This window comes from Pseudomonas alkylphenolica (genome assembly GCF_004025535.1).
Taxonomy (GTDB): Bacteria; Pseudomonadota; Gammaproteobacteria; order Pseudomonadales; family Pseudomonadaceae; genus Aquipseudomonas; species Aquipseudomonas alkylphenolica_A.
In genome coordinates this window covers 658,987-673,703 of record NZ_QJRG01000049.1, presented here as the reverse complement: position 1 = coordinate 673,703, position 14,717 = coordinate 658,987, and the positions used below count along the sequence as shown (strand labels likewise).

The 14,717-nt window shown below is 61.9% G+C and carries 16 protein-coding genes; 10 read left to right on the top strand and 6 right to left on the bottom strand.

All coding sequences use genetic code 11. The annotated features are described in order from the left end of the window. Positions 1 to 58 precede the first annotated feature (58 nt). Genes DM813_RS26720 through DM813_RS26705 form a run of 4 tightly spaced genes read right to left on the bottom strand, consistent with a single transcriptional unit; the run spans position 59 to position 2,450 of the window. Positions 59 to 520, bottom strand: a complete 462-nt coding sequence (locus DM813_RS26720) for a methyltransferase family protein (protein ID WP_128326386.1) — start codon at positions 518 to 520, stop codon at positions 59 to 61. Positions 521 to 524: 4 nt separating this feature from the next. Further along, positions 525 to 1,193 carry a DsbA family protein gene (locus DM813_RS26715; RefSeq protein WP_128326385.1) on the bottom strand — a complete coding sequence of 223 codons (669 nt, stop codon included), beginning with the start codon at positions 1,191 to 1,193 and terminating at the stop codon, positions 525 to 527. Next, positions 1,190 to 1,633: a disulfide bond formation protein B gene (locus DM813_RS26710; protein WP_128326447.1), complete on the bottom strand. Its 444-nt coding sequence runs from the start codon at positions 1,631 to 1,633 to the stop codon at positions 1,190 to 1,192. The genes DM813_RS26715 and DM813_RS26710 overlap by 4 nt, the downstream gene beginning before the upstream one ends. Further along, positions 1,620 to 2,450, bottom strand: a complete 831-nt coding sequence (locus tag DM813_RS26705) for a cation diffusion facilitator family transporter (RefSeq protein WP_128326384.1) — start codon at positions 2,448 to 2,450, stop codon at positions 1,620 to 1,622. Before DM813_RS26705 ends, DM813_RS26710 begins: the two co-directional genes overlap by 14 nt. Positions 2,451 to 2,517: 67 nt before the next feature. Between DM813_RS26705 and DM813_RS26700 the strand changes: the two genes are divergently transcribed. Next, positions 2,518 to 2,955, top strand: coding sequence for a MerR family transcriptional regulator (locus tag DM813_RS26700; RefSeq protein WP_128326383.1), 438 nt, complete (start codon positions 2,518 to 2,520; stop codon positions 2,953 to 2,955). Positions 2,956 to 2,965: 10 nt separating this feature from the next. Here the strand turns inward: DM813_RS26700 and DM813_RS26695 are convergent, their stop codons facing one another. After that, complete coding sequence (locus DM813_RS26695; protein ID WP_128326382.1) at positions 2,966 to 4,414, bottom strand: sensor histidine kinase; 1,449 nt, start codon at positions 4,412 to 4,414, stop codon at positions 2,966 to 2,968. Between the two features lie 131 nt (positions 4,415 to 4,545). Next, the gene (cysQ, locus tag DM813_RS26690) at positions 4,546 to 5,310 is read right to left on the bottom strand and encodes a 3'(2'),5'-bisphosphate nucleotidase CysQ (RefSeq protein ID WP_206617433.1); all 765 of its coding nucleotides are present in this window, start codon (positions 5,308 to 5,310) and stop codon (positions 4,546 to 4,548) included. Positions 5,311 to 5,747: 437 nt separating this feature from the next. On the opposite strand from cysQ, the gene cysD reads away from it, so the two are divergent. The 9 genes from cysD to DM813_RS26645 all read left to right on the top strand — a co-directional run bounded on the left by cysD (position 5,748) and on the right by DM813_RS26645 (position 14,676). Next, positions 5,748 to 7,340, top strand: coding sequence for a sulfate adenylyltransferase subunit CysD (gene cysD / locus DM813_RS28840; RefSeq protein ID WP_347233035.1), 1,593 nt, complete (start codon positions 5,748 to 5,750; stop codon positions 7,338 to 7,340). Further along, positions 7,340 to 9,253 (top strand): sulfate adenylyltransferase subunit CysN, encoded by a 1,914-nt coding sequence (gene cysN, locus DM813_RS26680; RefSeq protein ID WP_128326380.1) that lies wholly within the window; start codon positions 7,340 to 7,342, stop codon positions 9,251 to 9,253. The genes cysD and cysN overlap by 1 nt, the downstream gene beginning before the upstream one ends. A gap of 74 nt (positions 9,254 to 9,327) precedes the next feature. Beyond that, positions 9,328 to 10,440 (top strand): DUF1214 domain-containing protein, encoded by a 1,113-nt coding sequence (locus tag DM813_RS26675; RefSeq protein ID WP_128326379.1) that lies wholly within the window; start codon positions 9,328 to 9,330, stop codon positions 10,438 to 10,440. Further along, positions 10,437 to 11,624 (top strand): sulfotransferase family protein, encoded by a 1,188-nt coding sequence (locus tag DM813_RS26670; protein ID WP_128326378.1) that lies wholly within the window; start codon positions 10,437 to 10,439, stop codon positions 11,622 to 11,624. Before DM813_RS26675 ends, DM813_RS26670 begins: the two co-directional genes overlap by 4 nt. Before the next feature lie 20 nt (positions 11,625 to 11,644). Further along, entirely contained in the window at positions 11,645 to 12,361 is a 717-nt protein-coding gene (locus DM813_RS26665) for an EthD domain-containing protein (protein WP_128326377.1), read from the top strand. A 21-nt stretch (positions 12,362 to 12,382) separates the two neighbouring features. After that, positions 12,383 to 12,838 carry a nuclear transport factor 2 family protein gene (locus tag DM813_RS26660; protein ID WP_128326376.1) on the top strand — a complete coding sequence of 152 codons (456 nt, stop codon included), beginning with the start codon at positions 12,383 to 12,385 and terminating at the stop codon, positions 12,836 to 12,838. 20 nt (positions 12,839 to 12,858) lie between these two features. Beyond that, on the top strand, positions 12,859 to 13,326 hold the full coding sequence (locus DM813_RS26655) for an SRPBCC domain-containing protein (RefSeq protein WP_128326375.1): 468 nt from the start codon (positions 12,859 to 12,861) through the stop codon (positions 13,324 to 13,326). A gap of 37 nt (positions 13,327 to 13,363) precedes the next feature. Beyond that, positions 13,364 to 14,155, top strand: coding sequence for an SDR family oxidoreductase (locus DM813_RS26650; RefSeq protein ID WP_128326374.1), 792 nt, complete (start codon positions 13,364 to 13,366; stop codon positions 14,153 to 14,155). Positions 14,156 to 14,220: 65 nt separating this feature from the next. After that, positions 14,221 to 14,676, top strand: a complete 456-nt coding sequence (locus tag DM813_RS26645; RefSeq protein WP_128326373.1) for a nuclear transport factor 2 family protein — start codon at positions 14,221 to 14,223, stop codon at positions 14,674 to 14,676. Positions 14,677 to 14,717: the final 41 nt, after the last annotated feature.

Genomic DNA, 14,717 nt, shown 5'->3' with positions numbered 1-14,717 from the left:
TCCGGCCACATGCGATAGCTGCGTTGTCGAGATCGGTAGCGCGGCTACCGCTCCGCGCTCAAATCCAGCGGCGAACGCGCGCGCAATAGTCCTCCAGGGCATCACCAAACAAACGTCGCAATGCGCGTTCTTCCGGCAAGATCTGAAAACGATTCATGTACAGAACGAACGCCACAACCCCCAGTAAAGCGAAGGCCGAAGCCAGGAACACGGTCCACGCCGCCAAGACCAATGCAAAGCCCAGGTACATGGGGTTTCGGGTCAGGCGATAGACACCTGAAGTGACCAGGACCGAAGCCGATTCGGGCTCCAATGGATTGACTGTCGTTCTCGCCTGGCGGAAGCAGGTGACACCGGCCAAACAGACACCGGCCCCGGTTACCAGCAACACCAGGGCGACGCCCAACCGCCAACTCAGCGGCACCTCTACAGCCGGCCATTGCGCGGCACCGAGCCACATCAACAGGGCGCAAAGCGCCGCCACCAAGGGCGGCGGGATACGGTTCTCGAACCACTGCATGACATCACTCCCTGGTTTTGGCGATCTCATCACGGACCAGTTGACGCAGCGCTTGCGGGCTGAACTCGTTCAGGCTCTGACCATTGACAAAGAACGTCGGTGTACCCTGCACGCCGATGGCTTTGACGTCCTGCATGTCAACCTTGAGCGCCGCATCCACGCCCGCAGACTGCATGTCCGAACGGGCCTTGTCCAGATCGAGACCAGTGGCTTGCGCAGCCTCCCACGCTTTAGCGATCTGAGGGTCATCATGCCAGCCTGGCTGAGCCTCCAGCACCGCCTCCAGCACTGGCTGGTAGAGATTCTGCTTGCGCGAAGCCTCCAGCAGACGGGCAACTTCCTCAGAGCCCTGATGCAGCAGCGTATAGCGCAGAACCAGACGAACATCGTCAGGATGCTCCGCGAGAATCTTTTTGACGTAAGGATAGAAAGCCCGGCACGCCTCACAAGACGGATCGAAGAACTCGACAATGGTAACCGGGGCATTTGCCTTGCCGAACGTAGGCGAATGGAAGCGCACCAAGTTGGCCGTCGTTCTCGCAAGCGGTTCAGCAGAATGTGTTGTCGAGGTTTGAGCAGGAGGGACTGGTGTTGGCTGGTACCACATGACAGCGGCACCAAAGGCAGCCAGCACGAGGATGCTGATGGTCAGGACCAGGGCACGACGGTTCATGGGGTGGCGCTCCGACGGATGATAAGCAACAGGATTGAAATGCAGACAAAGACAGCCAGTGCCAACAGTGGCAGCGGAACAACGCCAAACAGCGTCATGCCCGCGTCAGTGCAGGAGGGGCCGGTCGCCGTACACGGCACAATGGGCTGTGGAAGCAACCCTGCATAAAGCAGGCTGTGCCCCAATGCGACCATGCCGCCAGCGATTGCGAGCGGCAACGCATAACGCCAGACCGCATAATCCGAGCGGTAGCAAGCAATGGCCAAAATGATCGCAAGCGGGAACATGAAGGCTCGCTGGAACCAGCACAGCACGCAAGGCTGCTGGCCCATCACCTCACCAATGAACAGCACCGCTAGCGAGGCCCCCATCGCAAGCAGCCAGGCCAGCAGCAACAACCCCCAGGGACCGGTGGTAGCACCGTGGTCAATTGGTCGCATCATTACCGTCCTTGGACCCACAGCACGACTTGATCTCAGTCGGCGCTGCCGGGGATTGTCCGGGCTCACAGAGATTTACCAGCACAGGCTTTGCCCCTGCGCACGTCGCACCAGCGGCGGAAGCCGGGGCGCAGCAGGCAGCGCCAGGCTCAGTCGCTGGCGCTGCACAGCATTCAGCGGGTTCGGCGACCATTTCAGGCTGCGGGTTGCGCGTCCACTCATGCCAGGCTTCGCGAAGGACCTGTCCGGCGGAATGCAGGAACAATGCGGCAATCGCCAGGCCCACGGCGATATCAGGCCACAGGCTACCGGTCAGGGCGACCAGCACGGCGGCGATGATCACGCTGGTGTTGGCAATCAGGTCGTTGCGTGAACACAGCCAGGTCGAGCGCATGTTCAAGTCGTCACTGCGGTGGCTGAACAGCAGGTAGAAGCAGATGCCGTTGGCGGCCAGGGCGATCAGCCCGACCACGCCCATCCAGTCGGCTGCCGGCACTTCTTGCAGGATCAGCTTGCGAACCGCATCCGCGACCACCACCAGGCCAAAGAGCAACATGAAGCCCCCTTTGAACAAGGCCGCCCCGGCGCGCGCGCGAACACTGCGGTGCAACACGAACAGCGTCACCGCGTAAACCGAGGCATCGCCAAACATGTCGAGCGAGTCACCCAGCAGCGCCGTGGAGCCGGCAATCAGGCCCGCGGCAAACTCCACCACGAACATCAGCGCATTGATGGCCAGAACGATATAGAGAATGCGGCTTTGTCGGGCGCGCAGCTGCGCCAGTTCTCCGGCTTTGTTTTCGCAACAGCTGTCCATTTTCCCACCCTCCGGCATGATCGATTGCGCTAGCATGAAGGTTCTAGCAGCTATAAGGTCAAGCACCATGACGGGGTCGAACTACACCGTGGGTCAGTTGGCCAAGGCCACCGACACCAAGGCCGTGACCATCCGATACTACGAACAGCAGGGTTTGCTGCCTTCAGCTACCCGAACGCCCGCAGGTTACCGCCTCTACACGGAAGTCGAGCGCGATCGCCTGTTGTTCATCCGCCGCAGTCGCGGGCTGGGATTCAGCCTTGATGATGTACGCGAACTGCTTGGCCTGGCTGATCGCAAGGCGCACTCCTGCGCGGCAGTCGATGCAAAAGTCGAACACCAGCTGGCTCAAGTAAGGGAGCGCATCCGTGACCTGCAAGGCCTGGAGAACGAGCTGACGCGGTTGATCGCCTGCTGCCAGGGTGGGGTGATCGAAGAGTGCCGGATCATCGAATCCCTCTCAAACCGGTCTGTTGTAAACCCCATGTCGGCTGACCCGGTTTAACCGCAGGTGCTCAGCCCGCGACCCTGAAGCTCAGGCAAACACGGGTCCCCGCCTGTTCCTGGCTGCTGAGGCTGACCTCGCCGCCAAAGCGTTCCATGATCTGCCTGACCATGATCAAGCCGATGCCCAACCCGCCCAGTTTGGTGGTGTAGAACGATTTGAACGCCATCATCTCCTGCTGGCGGGTCATGCCTTTACCGGTGTCGTTGATCGACAGGTTGAGCGTTTTCCCATCAGCGGACAGTGCGGTGCTGATATCCAGCCGCCCCCCCTCGGGCATCGCCTCGATGGCATTGGCGATCACACTGTTAAGCACCTGGGCGAGCAGCAGTTGATGACTCACCACCAGCGGCATTGGCCCGGACACGAACGCCACCTGGACTTTCGAGCCGGTCAGTTGCTGTTCGAAGGAACTCAATACCGCATGCACCGCACCGATCAGGTCGACCTGCTCCGACTCCCCCTTTAACGGTCGCAGACACAGCAACAGGTCCCTGACCCAGATCGACATGCGGTCAACCTGAGCGACAATATCGGCAATGTTTTTACCGGCCGGCTGCCCTTCCATGCTGGCCGCCAGTTCGGCACTGGTACGGATGTTTGCCAGGGGATTGCGCATACTGTGCGCCACCGCCGTCGACATTTCGACCAGACCGCCATAGGTCTTGTTGGCCACCAGTTGATCCTGCTGGGACGCCAGCAACTTCGATGCGCGCCAGACGATCCAGAAAAGCCCGAAGTAAATCGCCAGGCCGCCCAGCGCGGTCGCCATCCAGATCAAGCGAAAGCCACGATTGACCCGCTCGATCAAGTCCACGGGCTCTTTGTAAATTTCAACCATCGCCAGGACATTGCCTTGCTCGTCAATCAAGGGAATGTAGTTCTCGATAAAGAACTCTTCTGGCGGGTGGATGAACTGCTGCTCGATGCGCCCGTCCTGAACTTCGTTGTACCGCGCCGAAACCCGCCCCCCGGAAGTAAAGGCAGCGTCCAGCGCCGTATCCCCCTCGATCTTGCGCCCGACCAGCGCCGGATTGGTTGACCAGACCACCACCCGCTCGGGCGAGTAGATGGTTGCCAACAGAATATCCGGCAGGTGCGCCAGGTGGTCGAGAAACTCGGAGCGTGCGCGCCCCCGGTTACGTGCCGTCTCATCATTCAACATGCCGTACACCGACGGCGCCAGCACCGCCCCCATCTGCATGCCGGAGAGGTCGTGATGACGAATTTCACCAATGGCAACCGCCTGGATGAATTGGGCGGACAGCAAGGCATCGCGTTCCAGGCTTTCCGTCATCAGGAAACGCGTCGACAACGACCCCAGGCCAATGGCAACGGCACCGATGATCAGCAGGCTGATGATCGAGAACCCGCGCAGCAGGTCGAACTGCTCGCCAGCAGCAATTGGCGCGCCTCCTCGAACAGGCAGGTATCTGGACCAGAATGACGCTGCATTCATAGAAGAGGCTCGCCCAGTGTAGACAGCAACGATTTCAACGTCCTTGAAGGTCGGCGGCCCAGACAGCCTCACCAACGCTACCTACACTTTAGCCGTACATTTGCGCAGCATCGACCGTGCCCCGCGCCCGGCTACAACCCGCGTGCGTAAAAATGCGGGTTGTCCAGACCAGTTTTGCCATACCCCAGCGCATCACCGGCCAGCGTGAGAATCTGCCCACCGGCAGCAGCCAGCACGGCATGCCCCGCAGCAATGTCCCATTCCATGGTGCGCCCAAGGCGTGGATAAAGGTCGGCTTCGCCGGCAGCCACCAGGCAAATCTTCAGCGATGAACCTGCGCTTTTCAGTGAGCGCACCTTGCGTCCATCGAGGAATTTGTCCAGTGCCTCGGCATCACCATGGGAGCGGCTGGCGACCACATCCAGCCCCTCCTCCGACACGGTCCGGCAGCGAATGGGCTGACGTATGCCAGCCTCTTCGATAAAGGCCCCGCAACCACGCGCTCCGGCAAACATCCGGCCCAGCGCAGGCGCCAACACCACCCCCAGCACCGGTTCGCCCTGATCGATCAAGGCGATGTTGACGGTGAATTCACCATTGCGATGGATGAACTCCTTGGTCCCGTCCAATGGATCCACCAGCCAGAAGTGCTGGCCCACATCGGGCACCTGGCCGGCAGCAGCGGCCTCTTCGGAGATCACCGGGATCTGTGGCGTGCGTGCCGCCAGGGCTTGCAGGATCAACGCTTCGGCGCGCTCGTCAGCCTCGGTTACCGGCGAGGCATCGACCTTGCCGCGCACTTCAAAATCCGAGCGGTACACCGCCATCACCTGTTCGCCCGCGGCGCGCGCAATGGCGATGACGTCTTCAAGCAGAACCGTCATTGATTCGTTCATGGAATTTCTCCTGTTTTTGTTCTTGATCTGGTCCGTTCGGCCTATGCGCCGTTTTACCGATCCGGGAACAGTACCTACATCCACGCCACCGCCACTCAGCAATTGGATGTTTAACAGGAGTTCCTGTGCCCCACGGCAATCCGCTCTCCGTTGCGCAGATCAACCAGCTCCGCTTGCGTGCCGTGCAACTGCGCATCGGCGGTAGCACGCTCAAGGCCATCAGCCTGGACACCGGTCTTTCATCGCCGACCATCATCGCCGCCTACAAGGCCTGGCAAGCCGGCGGCTGGAGTGCCGTGCCGGTCCGCGAGCGCGGGCGCAAGCAAGGTGAAGGCCGCAGTCTCTCGGCCGAGCAGGAGCAACACGTCTATCTGTTGCTGGTCAGCACAGCGCCGGAGCACCACCAGTTACCGTTTTTGCTCTGGCAACTGGAAGCAATGCAGGCCCTGGTCAAGCGTCTGCACGCTATCGACCTGCCGGAGCGCACCGCCGCCCACTACCTGCAACGCTGGCAACTGAATGCCGAGCGCCCGGCCAAGCGCATTGCCAAGGCATCGCTGTCAGTGCAGCGCTGGTACCGCAGCACCTACCGGGACATCCTCGAACAGGCCCGCACGCAGAACGGCGAGATCCACTGGATCGACGACTACGGCGCACGCAATGCCCAGGGCAAGCTCAGCCACGGCGTGCTACGCGCCGTCAGCAATCGCGGCAAGGTGCTGTGGCTGCCTTACGAAGACGGCTTGCGCGCCCCGCACCTGGGCGAGTTCTTCGACCGCCTGTGCCGTTCGGCTGAGCGCAAAGTGTTTGCCCTGCTCTCGGGCATGCACTGGCAACGCGCCGCCACCTTCACCACCTGGGCGGGCGAACGCACGGAACAGTTGCATCTGTTCCACCTGCCCGAAGCCAGCGCAATGCTCAGCGGCGCCCAGGAACTGGCGACCCATATCAGTCAGCAAGCCGCGCGCGTCAGCCATGACGACGCGCCTGCGGCGGCCGTTCCCCCCCAACGCGTCGACCCCATGCTGCAGATGCTGCGCCTGATGTTAAAACATCAACTCGCGCATAAGTCCGAATCGCAGCGGTTGTACGTTGAAAAACGACAACAACAAAAAGCGAGAGGAAAATCCATGACGCTTACCCACCTGCAACGACTGGAAGCCGAAAGCATCCAGGCAATGCGCGAGGTCGTCGCAGAAGCCGACAACCCGGTCATGCTCTACTCCATCGGCAAAGACAGCGCGGTCATGCTGCACCTGGCGATGAAGGCGTTCTACCCGGCCAAACCACCCTTCCCGTTGCTGCATGTCGATACCACCTGGAAATTCCAGGAGATGTACCGCTTTCGCGACCAGATGGTGGCCAAGCTCAATGTCGACCTGCTGACCCACACCAACCCCGAAGGCATTGAAATGGGCATCAGCCCGTTCAAGCACGGCTCGCAAATCCACACCGACATCATGAAGACCGAGGGCCTGAAACAGGCGCTGGACCACTACGGTTTCGATGCAGCGTTCGGTGGCGCACGCCGTGACGAGGAGAAATCGCGGGCCAAGGAGCGGATCTTTTCCTTCCGTTCCGACCAGCACCGCTGGGACCCGAAGAACCAGCGTCCGGAACTCTGGCACCTGTACAACACGCGCAAACACAAGGGTGAGTCGATCCGCGTGTTCCCGCTGTCGAACTGGACCGAGCTGGACATCTGGCAATACATCCACCTGGAAAACATCCCGATCGTACCGCTGTACTTCGCCGCCCCGCGGCCGGTGGTGGAGCGCGACGGCATGCTGATCATGGTCGATGACGAGCGCATGCCGCTGAACCCCGGTGAAGTGCCGATGATCCGCAACGTGCGCTTTCGCACCCTGGGCTGCTACCCGCTCACCGGTGCCGTCGAGTCCGAGGCCGACACCCTGCCGAAAATCATTCAGGAAATGCTCCTGACCCGCACCTCCGAGCGCCAGGGACGCATGATCGACCACGACGCAGCGGCCTCGATGGAGAAGAAAAAACAAGAGGGGTATTTCTGATGGCGCACGTATCCAACCTGATCGCCGAGGATATCGGCCAATACCTCAAGGCGCACGAGCACAAGAGCCTGCTGCGCTTCATCACCTGCGGCAGTGTCGACGATGGCAAGAGCACCCTGATCGGGCGCCTGCTCTACGATTCGAAAATGCTCTTCGAAGACCAGATGGAAGCGCTGGAGGCCGACTCGAAAAAGGACGGCACACAGGGCGGCGAGCTGGACTTTGCGCTGCTCGTGGACGGCCTCGCCGCCGAGCGCGAGCAAGGCATCACCATCGACGTGGCATACCGCTTCTTCTCCACCGAACGGCGCAAGTTCATCGTTGCCGACACCCCGGGCCATGAGCAGTACACCCGCAACATGGTCACCGGCGCCTCCACCGCCGACGTCGCCGTGGTGATGATCGACGCCCGGCGCGGCGTGCTCACCCAGTCCCGGCGTCACAGCTACCTGGCGTCGCTGATCGGTATTCGCAAAGTGGTGCTGGCGGTCAACAAGATGGACCTGATGGACTACTCGGAAAAAGTCTTCAACGCCATCGTCGACGACTATCGCGCCTTCGCCAAGCAGATCAACCTGCACGATGTCACCGCCATCCCGATGTCGGCGCTGCGCGGTGAAAACATCACCGAACAAAGCGAGCACATGCCCTGGTACCGCGGTACCACGCTGATGGGCTACCTGGAAACGGTCGAGATCGACGAGGCGCGCCAGCAGAAACTGTCGTTCCGCATGCCGGTGCAGTGGGTCAACCGCCCCAACCTGGATTTCCGTGGCTTCACCGGCACCATCGCCAGCGGCGTGGTGCGCCCCGGCGACCGTGTGCGGGTGTTGCCGGCCGGGCAAGAGAGCCGGATCTCGCGCATCGTCACCCTCGACGGTGACCTGCAACAGGCCGTCGCCGGCCAGTCCATCACCCTGACCCTGACCGACGAAGTCGATTGCAGCCGCGGTGATGTGCTGTCCACCGCCGACGACCTGGCCAGCGTCGCCGACCAATTCCAGGTCAGCCTGATCTGGATGCACGAGCAGGCCATGCTCGCTGGTCGCCCCTACCTGATGAAGATTGGCGGCAAGACCCTGTCGGTCACCCTCGCGGTGCCCAAGTACAAGATCAACGTCAACACCATGGAGCACCTGGCGGCCAAGGAACTGGCGCTGAACGAAATCGGTGTGTGCAACCTGTTCACCAGCCAGCCGATCGCGTTCGATCCCTACCAGGACAACCGTGAAACCGGCAGTTTCATCCTCATCGACCGCCTGACCAATGCCACCGTCGGTGCCGGCCTGATCGAGTTCTCGCTGCGTCGCTCGCAGAACATCCACATGCAGCACGTGGATGTGAACAAGAAGGCCCGCGCCGAACAGATGGGCCAGCAGCCGGTGCTGCTGTGGTTCACCGGGTTGTCGGGTGCCGGTAAATCGGCCATCGCCAACCTCCTGGAAACCCGCCTCTACGCCCGTGGCCGGCACACCTACCTGCTCGATGGCGACAACGTGCGCCACGGCCTGAACCGCGACCTGGGCTTCACCGATGCCGACCGCGTGGAAAACATCCGCCGGGTCGCCGAGGTGTCCAAGCTGTTCGTCGATGCCGGGATGATTGTGTTGACCGCCTTCATCTCGCCGTTCCGCTCCGAGCGCGAGATGGCGCGCGGGCTGCTGCAGGACGGCGAGTTCATCGAGATTTTCGTCGACACGCCGCTGGCCGTCGCCGAAGAGCGTGACCCCAAGGGCCTGTACAAGAAAGTGCGCCGCGGCGAGCTGAAGAACTTCACCGGCATCGACTCGCCTTACGAGGTGCCGAGCAAGCCGGACATCCATATCGAGACCAGCAAGCTGACGCCGGAGGGCGCGGTGGACCGCATCCTTACCGTGCTGATCGAGCGCGGCATCATCAGCAAGGATTTCTGACCCCGTCGCCCGGTACGCCGGGCTTGAACCGGGCACCGCTGCGGCGGTGCCCGCCCAATCAAGAGAGTCTAACAATGACAATCAGCTCTATTGACGAACAACAGCTGTTGGACGGCCAGACCTGGGCCAGCTTTTGCGACCACCTCAAGCGTTGCGGCGAGCAGATCCTGCGCCCCGAAGCACCGGCCGATGCGGCCACCCGCGCCGAAGGCTTCCGCTACCTCACGCGCCTGCTGCGCATTGGTCTGGAAATGCACATCGAGTTTGCCGACCCGGCATTCCCCAGCTTCTTCAAGACCTCCCACGAGACCGCGAAGATCGGTGCCGACAACCCGGACAACCTCTACGAGTACTCGCGCCTCGACGGCACCCTGCAATACCGCATCAAAGGCCAGCGCGGCAGTGTTGCCTACCTGAGTTTCGGCACCCAGAAAGGCGGCTATGAAACCGACGGTACCCTGGTCCAGACCGGCTTCATCGATGCCAGCCAGTTGCAGGTCGATGCCCAGGGCAACTTTGAAATCATCCTCAGCCGCGAACCGCAACCGGGCAACTGGCTGAAAATGGAAGACGCCACCAACGCCCTGATCGTCCGCCAGACCTTCCTTGACCGCCGCAGCGAAGTACCGGCCAAGCTCAGCATCGAACGCATTGGCACCGACAGCAAGCCGCAGGCCCTTGACCCGGCTACATTCCAGCAGGGCCTGGCGCGGGTGTCGAGCTTTGTCGAAAACACCGCCCGGCTGTTCGCCGACTGGAGCCAAAGCTACCTGCCGCACAGCAACCAGCTGCCCCCGGCCAACCAGGCCCTGTGCCAGTCGGTGGGTGGTGATCCGAACATTTTCTACTACCACTCGCACTGGGCGCTGGCCGCGGACGAAGCGCTGGTCATCCACATCGACAAAGTGCCGGACTGCGACTTCTGGAACCTGCAGATCAACAACTACTGGATGGAATCACTGGACTACCGCTACCACCAGATCTGCATCAACAAGCACCAGGCCCGCTACGACGACAACGGTGGCGTCACGCTGGTGCTCAGCGAGCAGGACCCCGGTGTCAGCAACTGGCTGCAAACCGCTGGCGTGCGCCAGGGCACGATGTGCCTGCGCTGGGTCGGCGCCGATGAGCAATGCCACCCGACCACCCGCGTGGTACACGTGGCTGCCGTTGCGGAGGTGGTATGAACGCCCCGACCCGCATTGAAGACCTGACCGTCGACAGGCTGCTGAACAGCGCCATTGCGCGTACCAACGGCCTGACCAACTTTGGCGACGACAACTACCGCGCCTCCCTGCAGGCACTGCTCGAGGCCCTGGCCAGCGAAGCTGACCTGTCTGCTTCCGGCCTGTACTTGCTCGAAGAACGGCTGGTAGGGCAACTGGTCAACCGCCTGGTCATGGAAGACTACCTGCGCCGTTACCCGCACATCACCGAAATAGCGATCGACGATCCGCTGGTCATCGTCGGCCTGCCGCGCACCGGCACCACCATGCTTCAGCGCACCCTGGCAGTTGACCCGCGTTTCTACTCCGCCGCCTGGTGGGAGACCCGCTTTCCGGCACCGCTGGCCGACGAGACCCTGGCCGCGCCGGACAAGCGCATCGCCCAGGCCAAGGCCGAGGTCGAGCTGATGGCCAAGGTGATTCCGCAGATCCTCGCGATCCACCCGCTGGATGCCATGCTCTGCGACGAAGAGTTTATGCTCATGGAACATTCGTTCATGTGCGCCATGGACGCCTACGTCAATGTGCCCAGCTACACCCGCTGGCTGGACCAGCAAGACCAGCGGCCGGTCTACACCCAGCTGAAAAAAATGCTGCAGTTCTTGCAGTGGCAGAAGCAGCAACGCGGTGAACCGGCCGGCCAGCGCTGGCTGCTCAAGGCGCCCCAGCACCTGCACACCCTGGACCTGCTGCTGGAGGTTTTCCCCAAGGCACAGGTGATCCTCACTCACCGCGAGCCGGCACAAACCATCCCGTCGATGGCCAGCATGGCCCACACCCTGTGGCAGATGTACAGCGACAACCCGGACCCGAAAGCCGCCGGCGCGCAGTGGAACACGCGCATGGCGCGTGGCATCCGCCACACCCTGCAAGTGCGCGAGCAGCAAGCGCCCGAGCGCTTTCTCGACATCCACTTTGCCGACACCGTGACCCAGCCGCTGCAGGTGCTGGAGAAGGTCTACGCCTTTGCCAACCTGCCGTTCACCGACGAGGCCCGCGCCGACGCGCAGGTCTGGCTGGCGCAGAACAGCCGGGAAAAACGTGCCAGTCATGCCTACAGCCTGGAGCGTTTCGGCCTCGACGAAGCGCAGATGACCCGCGACTACGCGGACTATCGTGCCCGTCATTTGCAAGCCACTCACTGACCGCGCGAGGAGGAGCAAGCATGGAAAAAGTCATGTTGACCCTGTGGAAGCCGCAGCAACCCAGCGCCGAGCAATGGCGTGCGGACCTGCTCGGCCTGCGCGACGGCCTGACCGCTGCCGGGGCAAAAAGCATCCGCGTCATGCTGGTCGATGACGCGGTGGCCGCCGCCGCTGCCCAGCGCATCACCAACAGTGCCGTGCCCCTCGACGGGCTGCTCTCGGTGTGGCTGGACAGCGCCTCGCAATGGCCAGCGATCAAGGCGCTCGTCGCACCGTTGAGCAGCCGCCTGGAGGCTTACCTGGTGGTGGAGTCCGAACCCTACCCCGAGGAACGTGAGGCGCGCGCCGCGCACTTCCGGGTGCCGCTCGGCCAGCGCACCCCTGGCATGAACCAGGTGGCGTTGCTGCACAAGCCGCACCGCCTGAGCTACGAGCAATGGCACGACACCTGGCGCAACGGCCACGGCCCCAATGCCTATCCGCTGCAGTCGATCTTCGGCTACCGGCAGAACACCGTGGTGCGCGCACTGTCTTTCGGCGCACCGCTGCTGCACGGCATCGTCGAAGAAAACTTCCCGCCCGAGGCCGTCGGCAATCCGCAAGGTTTCTACGCCGCCCTGGGCGACCCGGACACCTGCGCACAGCGCCAACAGGCCATGTACGAATCGACCAGCCGGTTCATCGACTTCGACAAGATCGACTGCATCCAGACCAGCGAGTACCAGCTCAGTGCCTGAGTTGCCCCAAGGAGGCTACCCATGTTGGACCTAGAAGCCATCGAGCTGATCAAACAGCTCAAGGCCCGTTACTTTCGTGCCATCGACACCTGCAACCTCGACATGCTCCAGAGCATGCTCACCGAGGACGTCGCCCTGTCGTTCAAAAGCCCTGCCTATGAGTTTCACCTCAATGGCCTGGGCGATGCGCTGGACTTCTACCGCACCTCATTCACCAAGACCCGCCTGGCCACCCACAACGGCCACACCCCGGAAATCGATGTCGATGGCGACCAGGCCACCGCCCTCTGGTACCTGAGCTACGTGTTCATCAACCTCGAAGACAACACCCATATGCACGGCAGCGCGATCTACCAGGATCGCTACATCAAGCGTGGCGGGCGCTGGCTGATTGCCGCGACCGGCTACGAAACCCTGCTCGAGACGATCCAGCCCTTGAGCGAACAGCTGCAGATCACCTCCAAGCCCATCAACTGAATGCTTAGCAGGAGACCGTCATGGCCAGAGCAGAAAACATAGTGACTTCGCACACGGTGGAGATTGAAGCCCCCGCGCGGGTGGTCTGGGAAGTGCTGACCGACCTGGACAACTACCACCTGTGGAACAGCTTCTGCCCAAGTATCAAGTGCGGCCTGCAGATCGGCGACGAGGTGCACATGCAGGTACTGACCCCCGATACCGGCGAAACCGTCCCGGTCTTCGAATACCTGGTGGCCTGCGACCCGGAGCGGCTGCTGTCCTGGGAGCAGCGCCCGGTCCCGGAAAACATGGACGCCGCGCGTCGCGATCAATACATCACCGCCATCGATGCCAACCGCTGCCGCTACTTCACCACGGACATTTTCCTCGGCCTGAACCAGGACACGATCATGCGCGAGCACGGTGCCTGGGTAAAAACCGGTTTCGACCAGATGGCCCTCGACCTGAAACGCCGTGCCGAAGCACTGCACGCCAGCCGTACCTGAACGCCACTCCCGTCATAACAATAAGAAGGACATTGCCATGTTGCTCAACGATAAAGTCGTCATCATTTCCGGAATCGGCCCAGGCCTGGGCATCAAGCTGGCCGTGCGTGCCGCCGAGTTCCAGGCCAAGGCCATCGTGCTCGCGACCCGCACCCCGGCCAAGCTGGACCAGGCCGAACAGGCCATCCGCGACGCCGGCTACAACACCCCGGTACTGAAAGTCCCCACCGACATTGCCCAGGCCGACCAGTGCCAGACCCTCGCCGACCTGACGGTCGAGCACTTCGGTCAGATCGACGTACTGATCAACTCGGCCTACGCCCATGGCGCCTGGGGCAGTGCCTCCGAGTCATCGATGGACGACTGGCGCAAGGCGATGGACGTCAACCTGTTCGGCACCATGCAGATGACCCAGGCCGTGCTCGGGCAGATGAAAAAGCAGCAGTCGGGCAGCATCGTCATGATCAACACCATGGCCACCCGCATGCCCAACCAGCTGGAGTCCGGCTATGCCGTCTCCAAGGGCGCGTTGAAAACCGCCGTGCAGTACCTGGCCCAGGACCTTGGCCCGTACGGCATCCGCGTCAACTCCACGTTCATGGGCTGGATGTGGGGCGCACCGGTGATCGGCTACTTCGAGGGTGAAGCCAAGCGCCAGGGCGTGCCGATGGCGACGCTGGTCGACCAGGTTGCCGGGCAGATTGCCTTGCGCAAGATCCCCGATGACGGCGACTGCGCCATGGCCGCCCTGTTCCTGGCCAGCGACTACGCCAAGGTCATTACCGGCGCGCAACTGGACGCCAACGGCGGTCACTTCCTGCCCTGCTGAGCCTCGCCGAGGCGACAGTAATGTCGCCTCATTGCCAAGTTCGGCCATTCCCGGAGACTACCGACATGCTGGACCTCGTTGCCATCGAGCAGATCAAACAACTCAAGGCCCGTTATTTTCGTGGTATCGACACCTGCAACCTCGACCTGCTGCGCACGCTTTTCGCCGATGAGGTGAAAATCCGCTTCGACAGCCCGACCTATCAGCTCGAACTCAACGGCCTGGACGAGGCCATGGCGTTCTACAGCACCAGCTTCACCAACCGCCGTTTCGGCATGCACAACGGGCATACCCCGGAGATCGAGGTGAACGGCGACGAAGCCACCGGGCGCTGGTACCTCAACGATGTGTTCATCAACCTGGATGCGCAGACCCTGCTTAACGGCAGCGCGATCTATGAGGATGCATACATCAAGGTGGATGGCGAGTGGCGCATTCTGCGCACCGGGTATAAACGTCTGCTGGAGATGATTACGCCGCTGGGTACGGAGTGGAATATCACTTCGAAGCCGATCAACTGAGGGGGATTGAATCAAAAAAAGGCGACAGGAATGTCGCCTTT

What these genes read in the sequence shown, in the direction of transcription:
- DM813_RS26720 (WP_128326386.1), bottom strand. Translation starts at nt 520, where the DNA reads ATGCAGTGGTTCGAGAACCGTATCCCGCCGCCCTTGGTGGCGGCGCTT.
- DM813_RS26715 (WP_128326385.1), bottom strand. Translation starts at nt 1,193, where the DNA reads ATGAACCGTCGTGCCCTGGTCCTGACCATCAGCATCCTCGTGCTGGCT.
- DM813_RS26710 (WP_128326447.1), bottom strand. Translation starts at nt 1,633, where the DNA reads ATGCGACCAATTGACCACGGTGCTACCACCGGTCCCTGGGGGTTGTTG.
- DM813_RS26705 (WP_128326384.1), bottom strand. Translation starts at nt 2,450, where the DNA reads ATGGACAGCTGTTGCGAAAACAAAGCCGGAGAACTGGCGCAGCTGCGC.
- DM813_RS26700 (WP_128326383.1), top strand. Translation starts at nt 2,518, where the DNA reads ATGACGGGGTCGAACTACACCGTGGGTCAGTTGGCCAAGGCCACCGAC.
- DM813_RS26695 (WP_128326382.1), bottom strand. Translation starts at nt 4,414, where the DNA reads ATGAATGCAGCGTCATTCTGGTCCAGATACCTGCCTGTTCGAGGAGGC.
- cysQ (WP_206617433.1), bottom strand. Translation starts at nt 5,310, where the DNA reads ATGAACGAATCAATGACGGTTCTGCTTGAAGACGTCATCGCCATTGCG.
- cysD (WP_347233035.1), top strand. Translation starts at nt 5,748, where the DNA reads ATGCAGGCCCTGGTCAAGCGTCTGCACGCTATCGACCTGCCGGAGCGC.
- cysN (WP_128326380.1), top strand. Translation starts at nt 7,340, where the DNA reads ATGGCGCACGTATCCAACCTGATCGCCGAGGATATCGGCCAATACCTC.
- DM813_RS26675 (WP_128326379.1), top strand. Translation starts at nt 9,328, where the DNA reads ATGACAATCAGCTCTATTGACGAACAACAGCTGTTGGACGGCCAGACC.
- DM813_RS26670 (WP_128326378.1), top strand. Translation starts at nt 10,437, where the DNA reads ATGAACGCCCCGACCCGCATTGAAGACCTGACCGTCGACAGGCTGCTG.
- DM813_RS26665 (WP_128326377.1), top strand. Translation starts at nt 11,645, where the DNA reads ATGGAAAAAGTCATGTTGACCCTGTGGAAGCCGCAGCAACCCAGCGCC.
- DM813_RS26660 (WP_128326376.1), top strand. Translation starts at nt 12,383, where the DNA reads ATGTTGGACCTAGAAGCCATCGAGCTGATCAAACAGCTCAAGGCCCGT.
- DM813_RS26655 (WP_128326375.1), top strand. Translation starts at nt 12,859, where the DNA reads ATGGCCAGAGCAGAAAACATAGTGACTTCGCACACGGTGGAGATTGAA.
- DM813_RS26650 (WP_128326374.1), top strand. Translation starts at nt 13,364, where the DNA reads ATGTTGCTCAACGATAAAGTCGTCATCATTTCCGGAATCGGCCCAGGC.
- DM813_RS26645 (WP_128326373.1), top strand. Translation starts at nt 14,221, where the DNA reads ATGCTGGACCTCGTTGCCATCGAGCAGATCAAACAACTCAAGGCCCGT.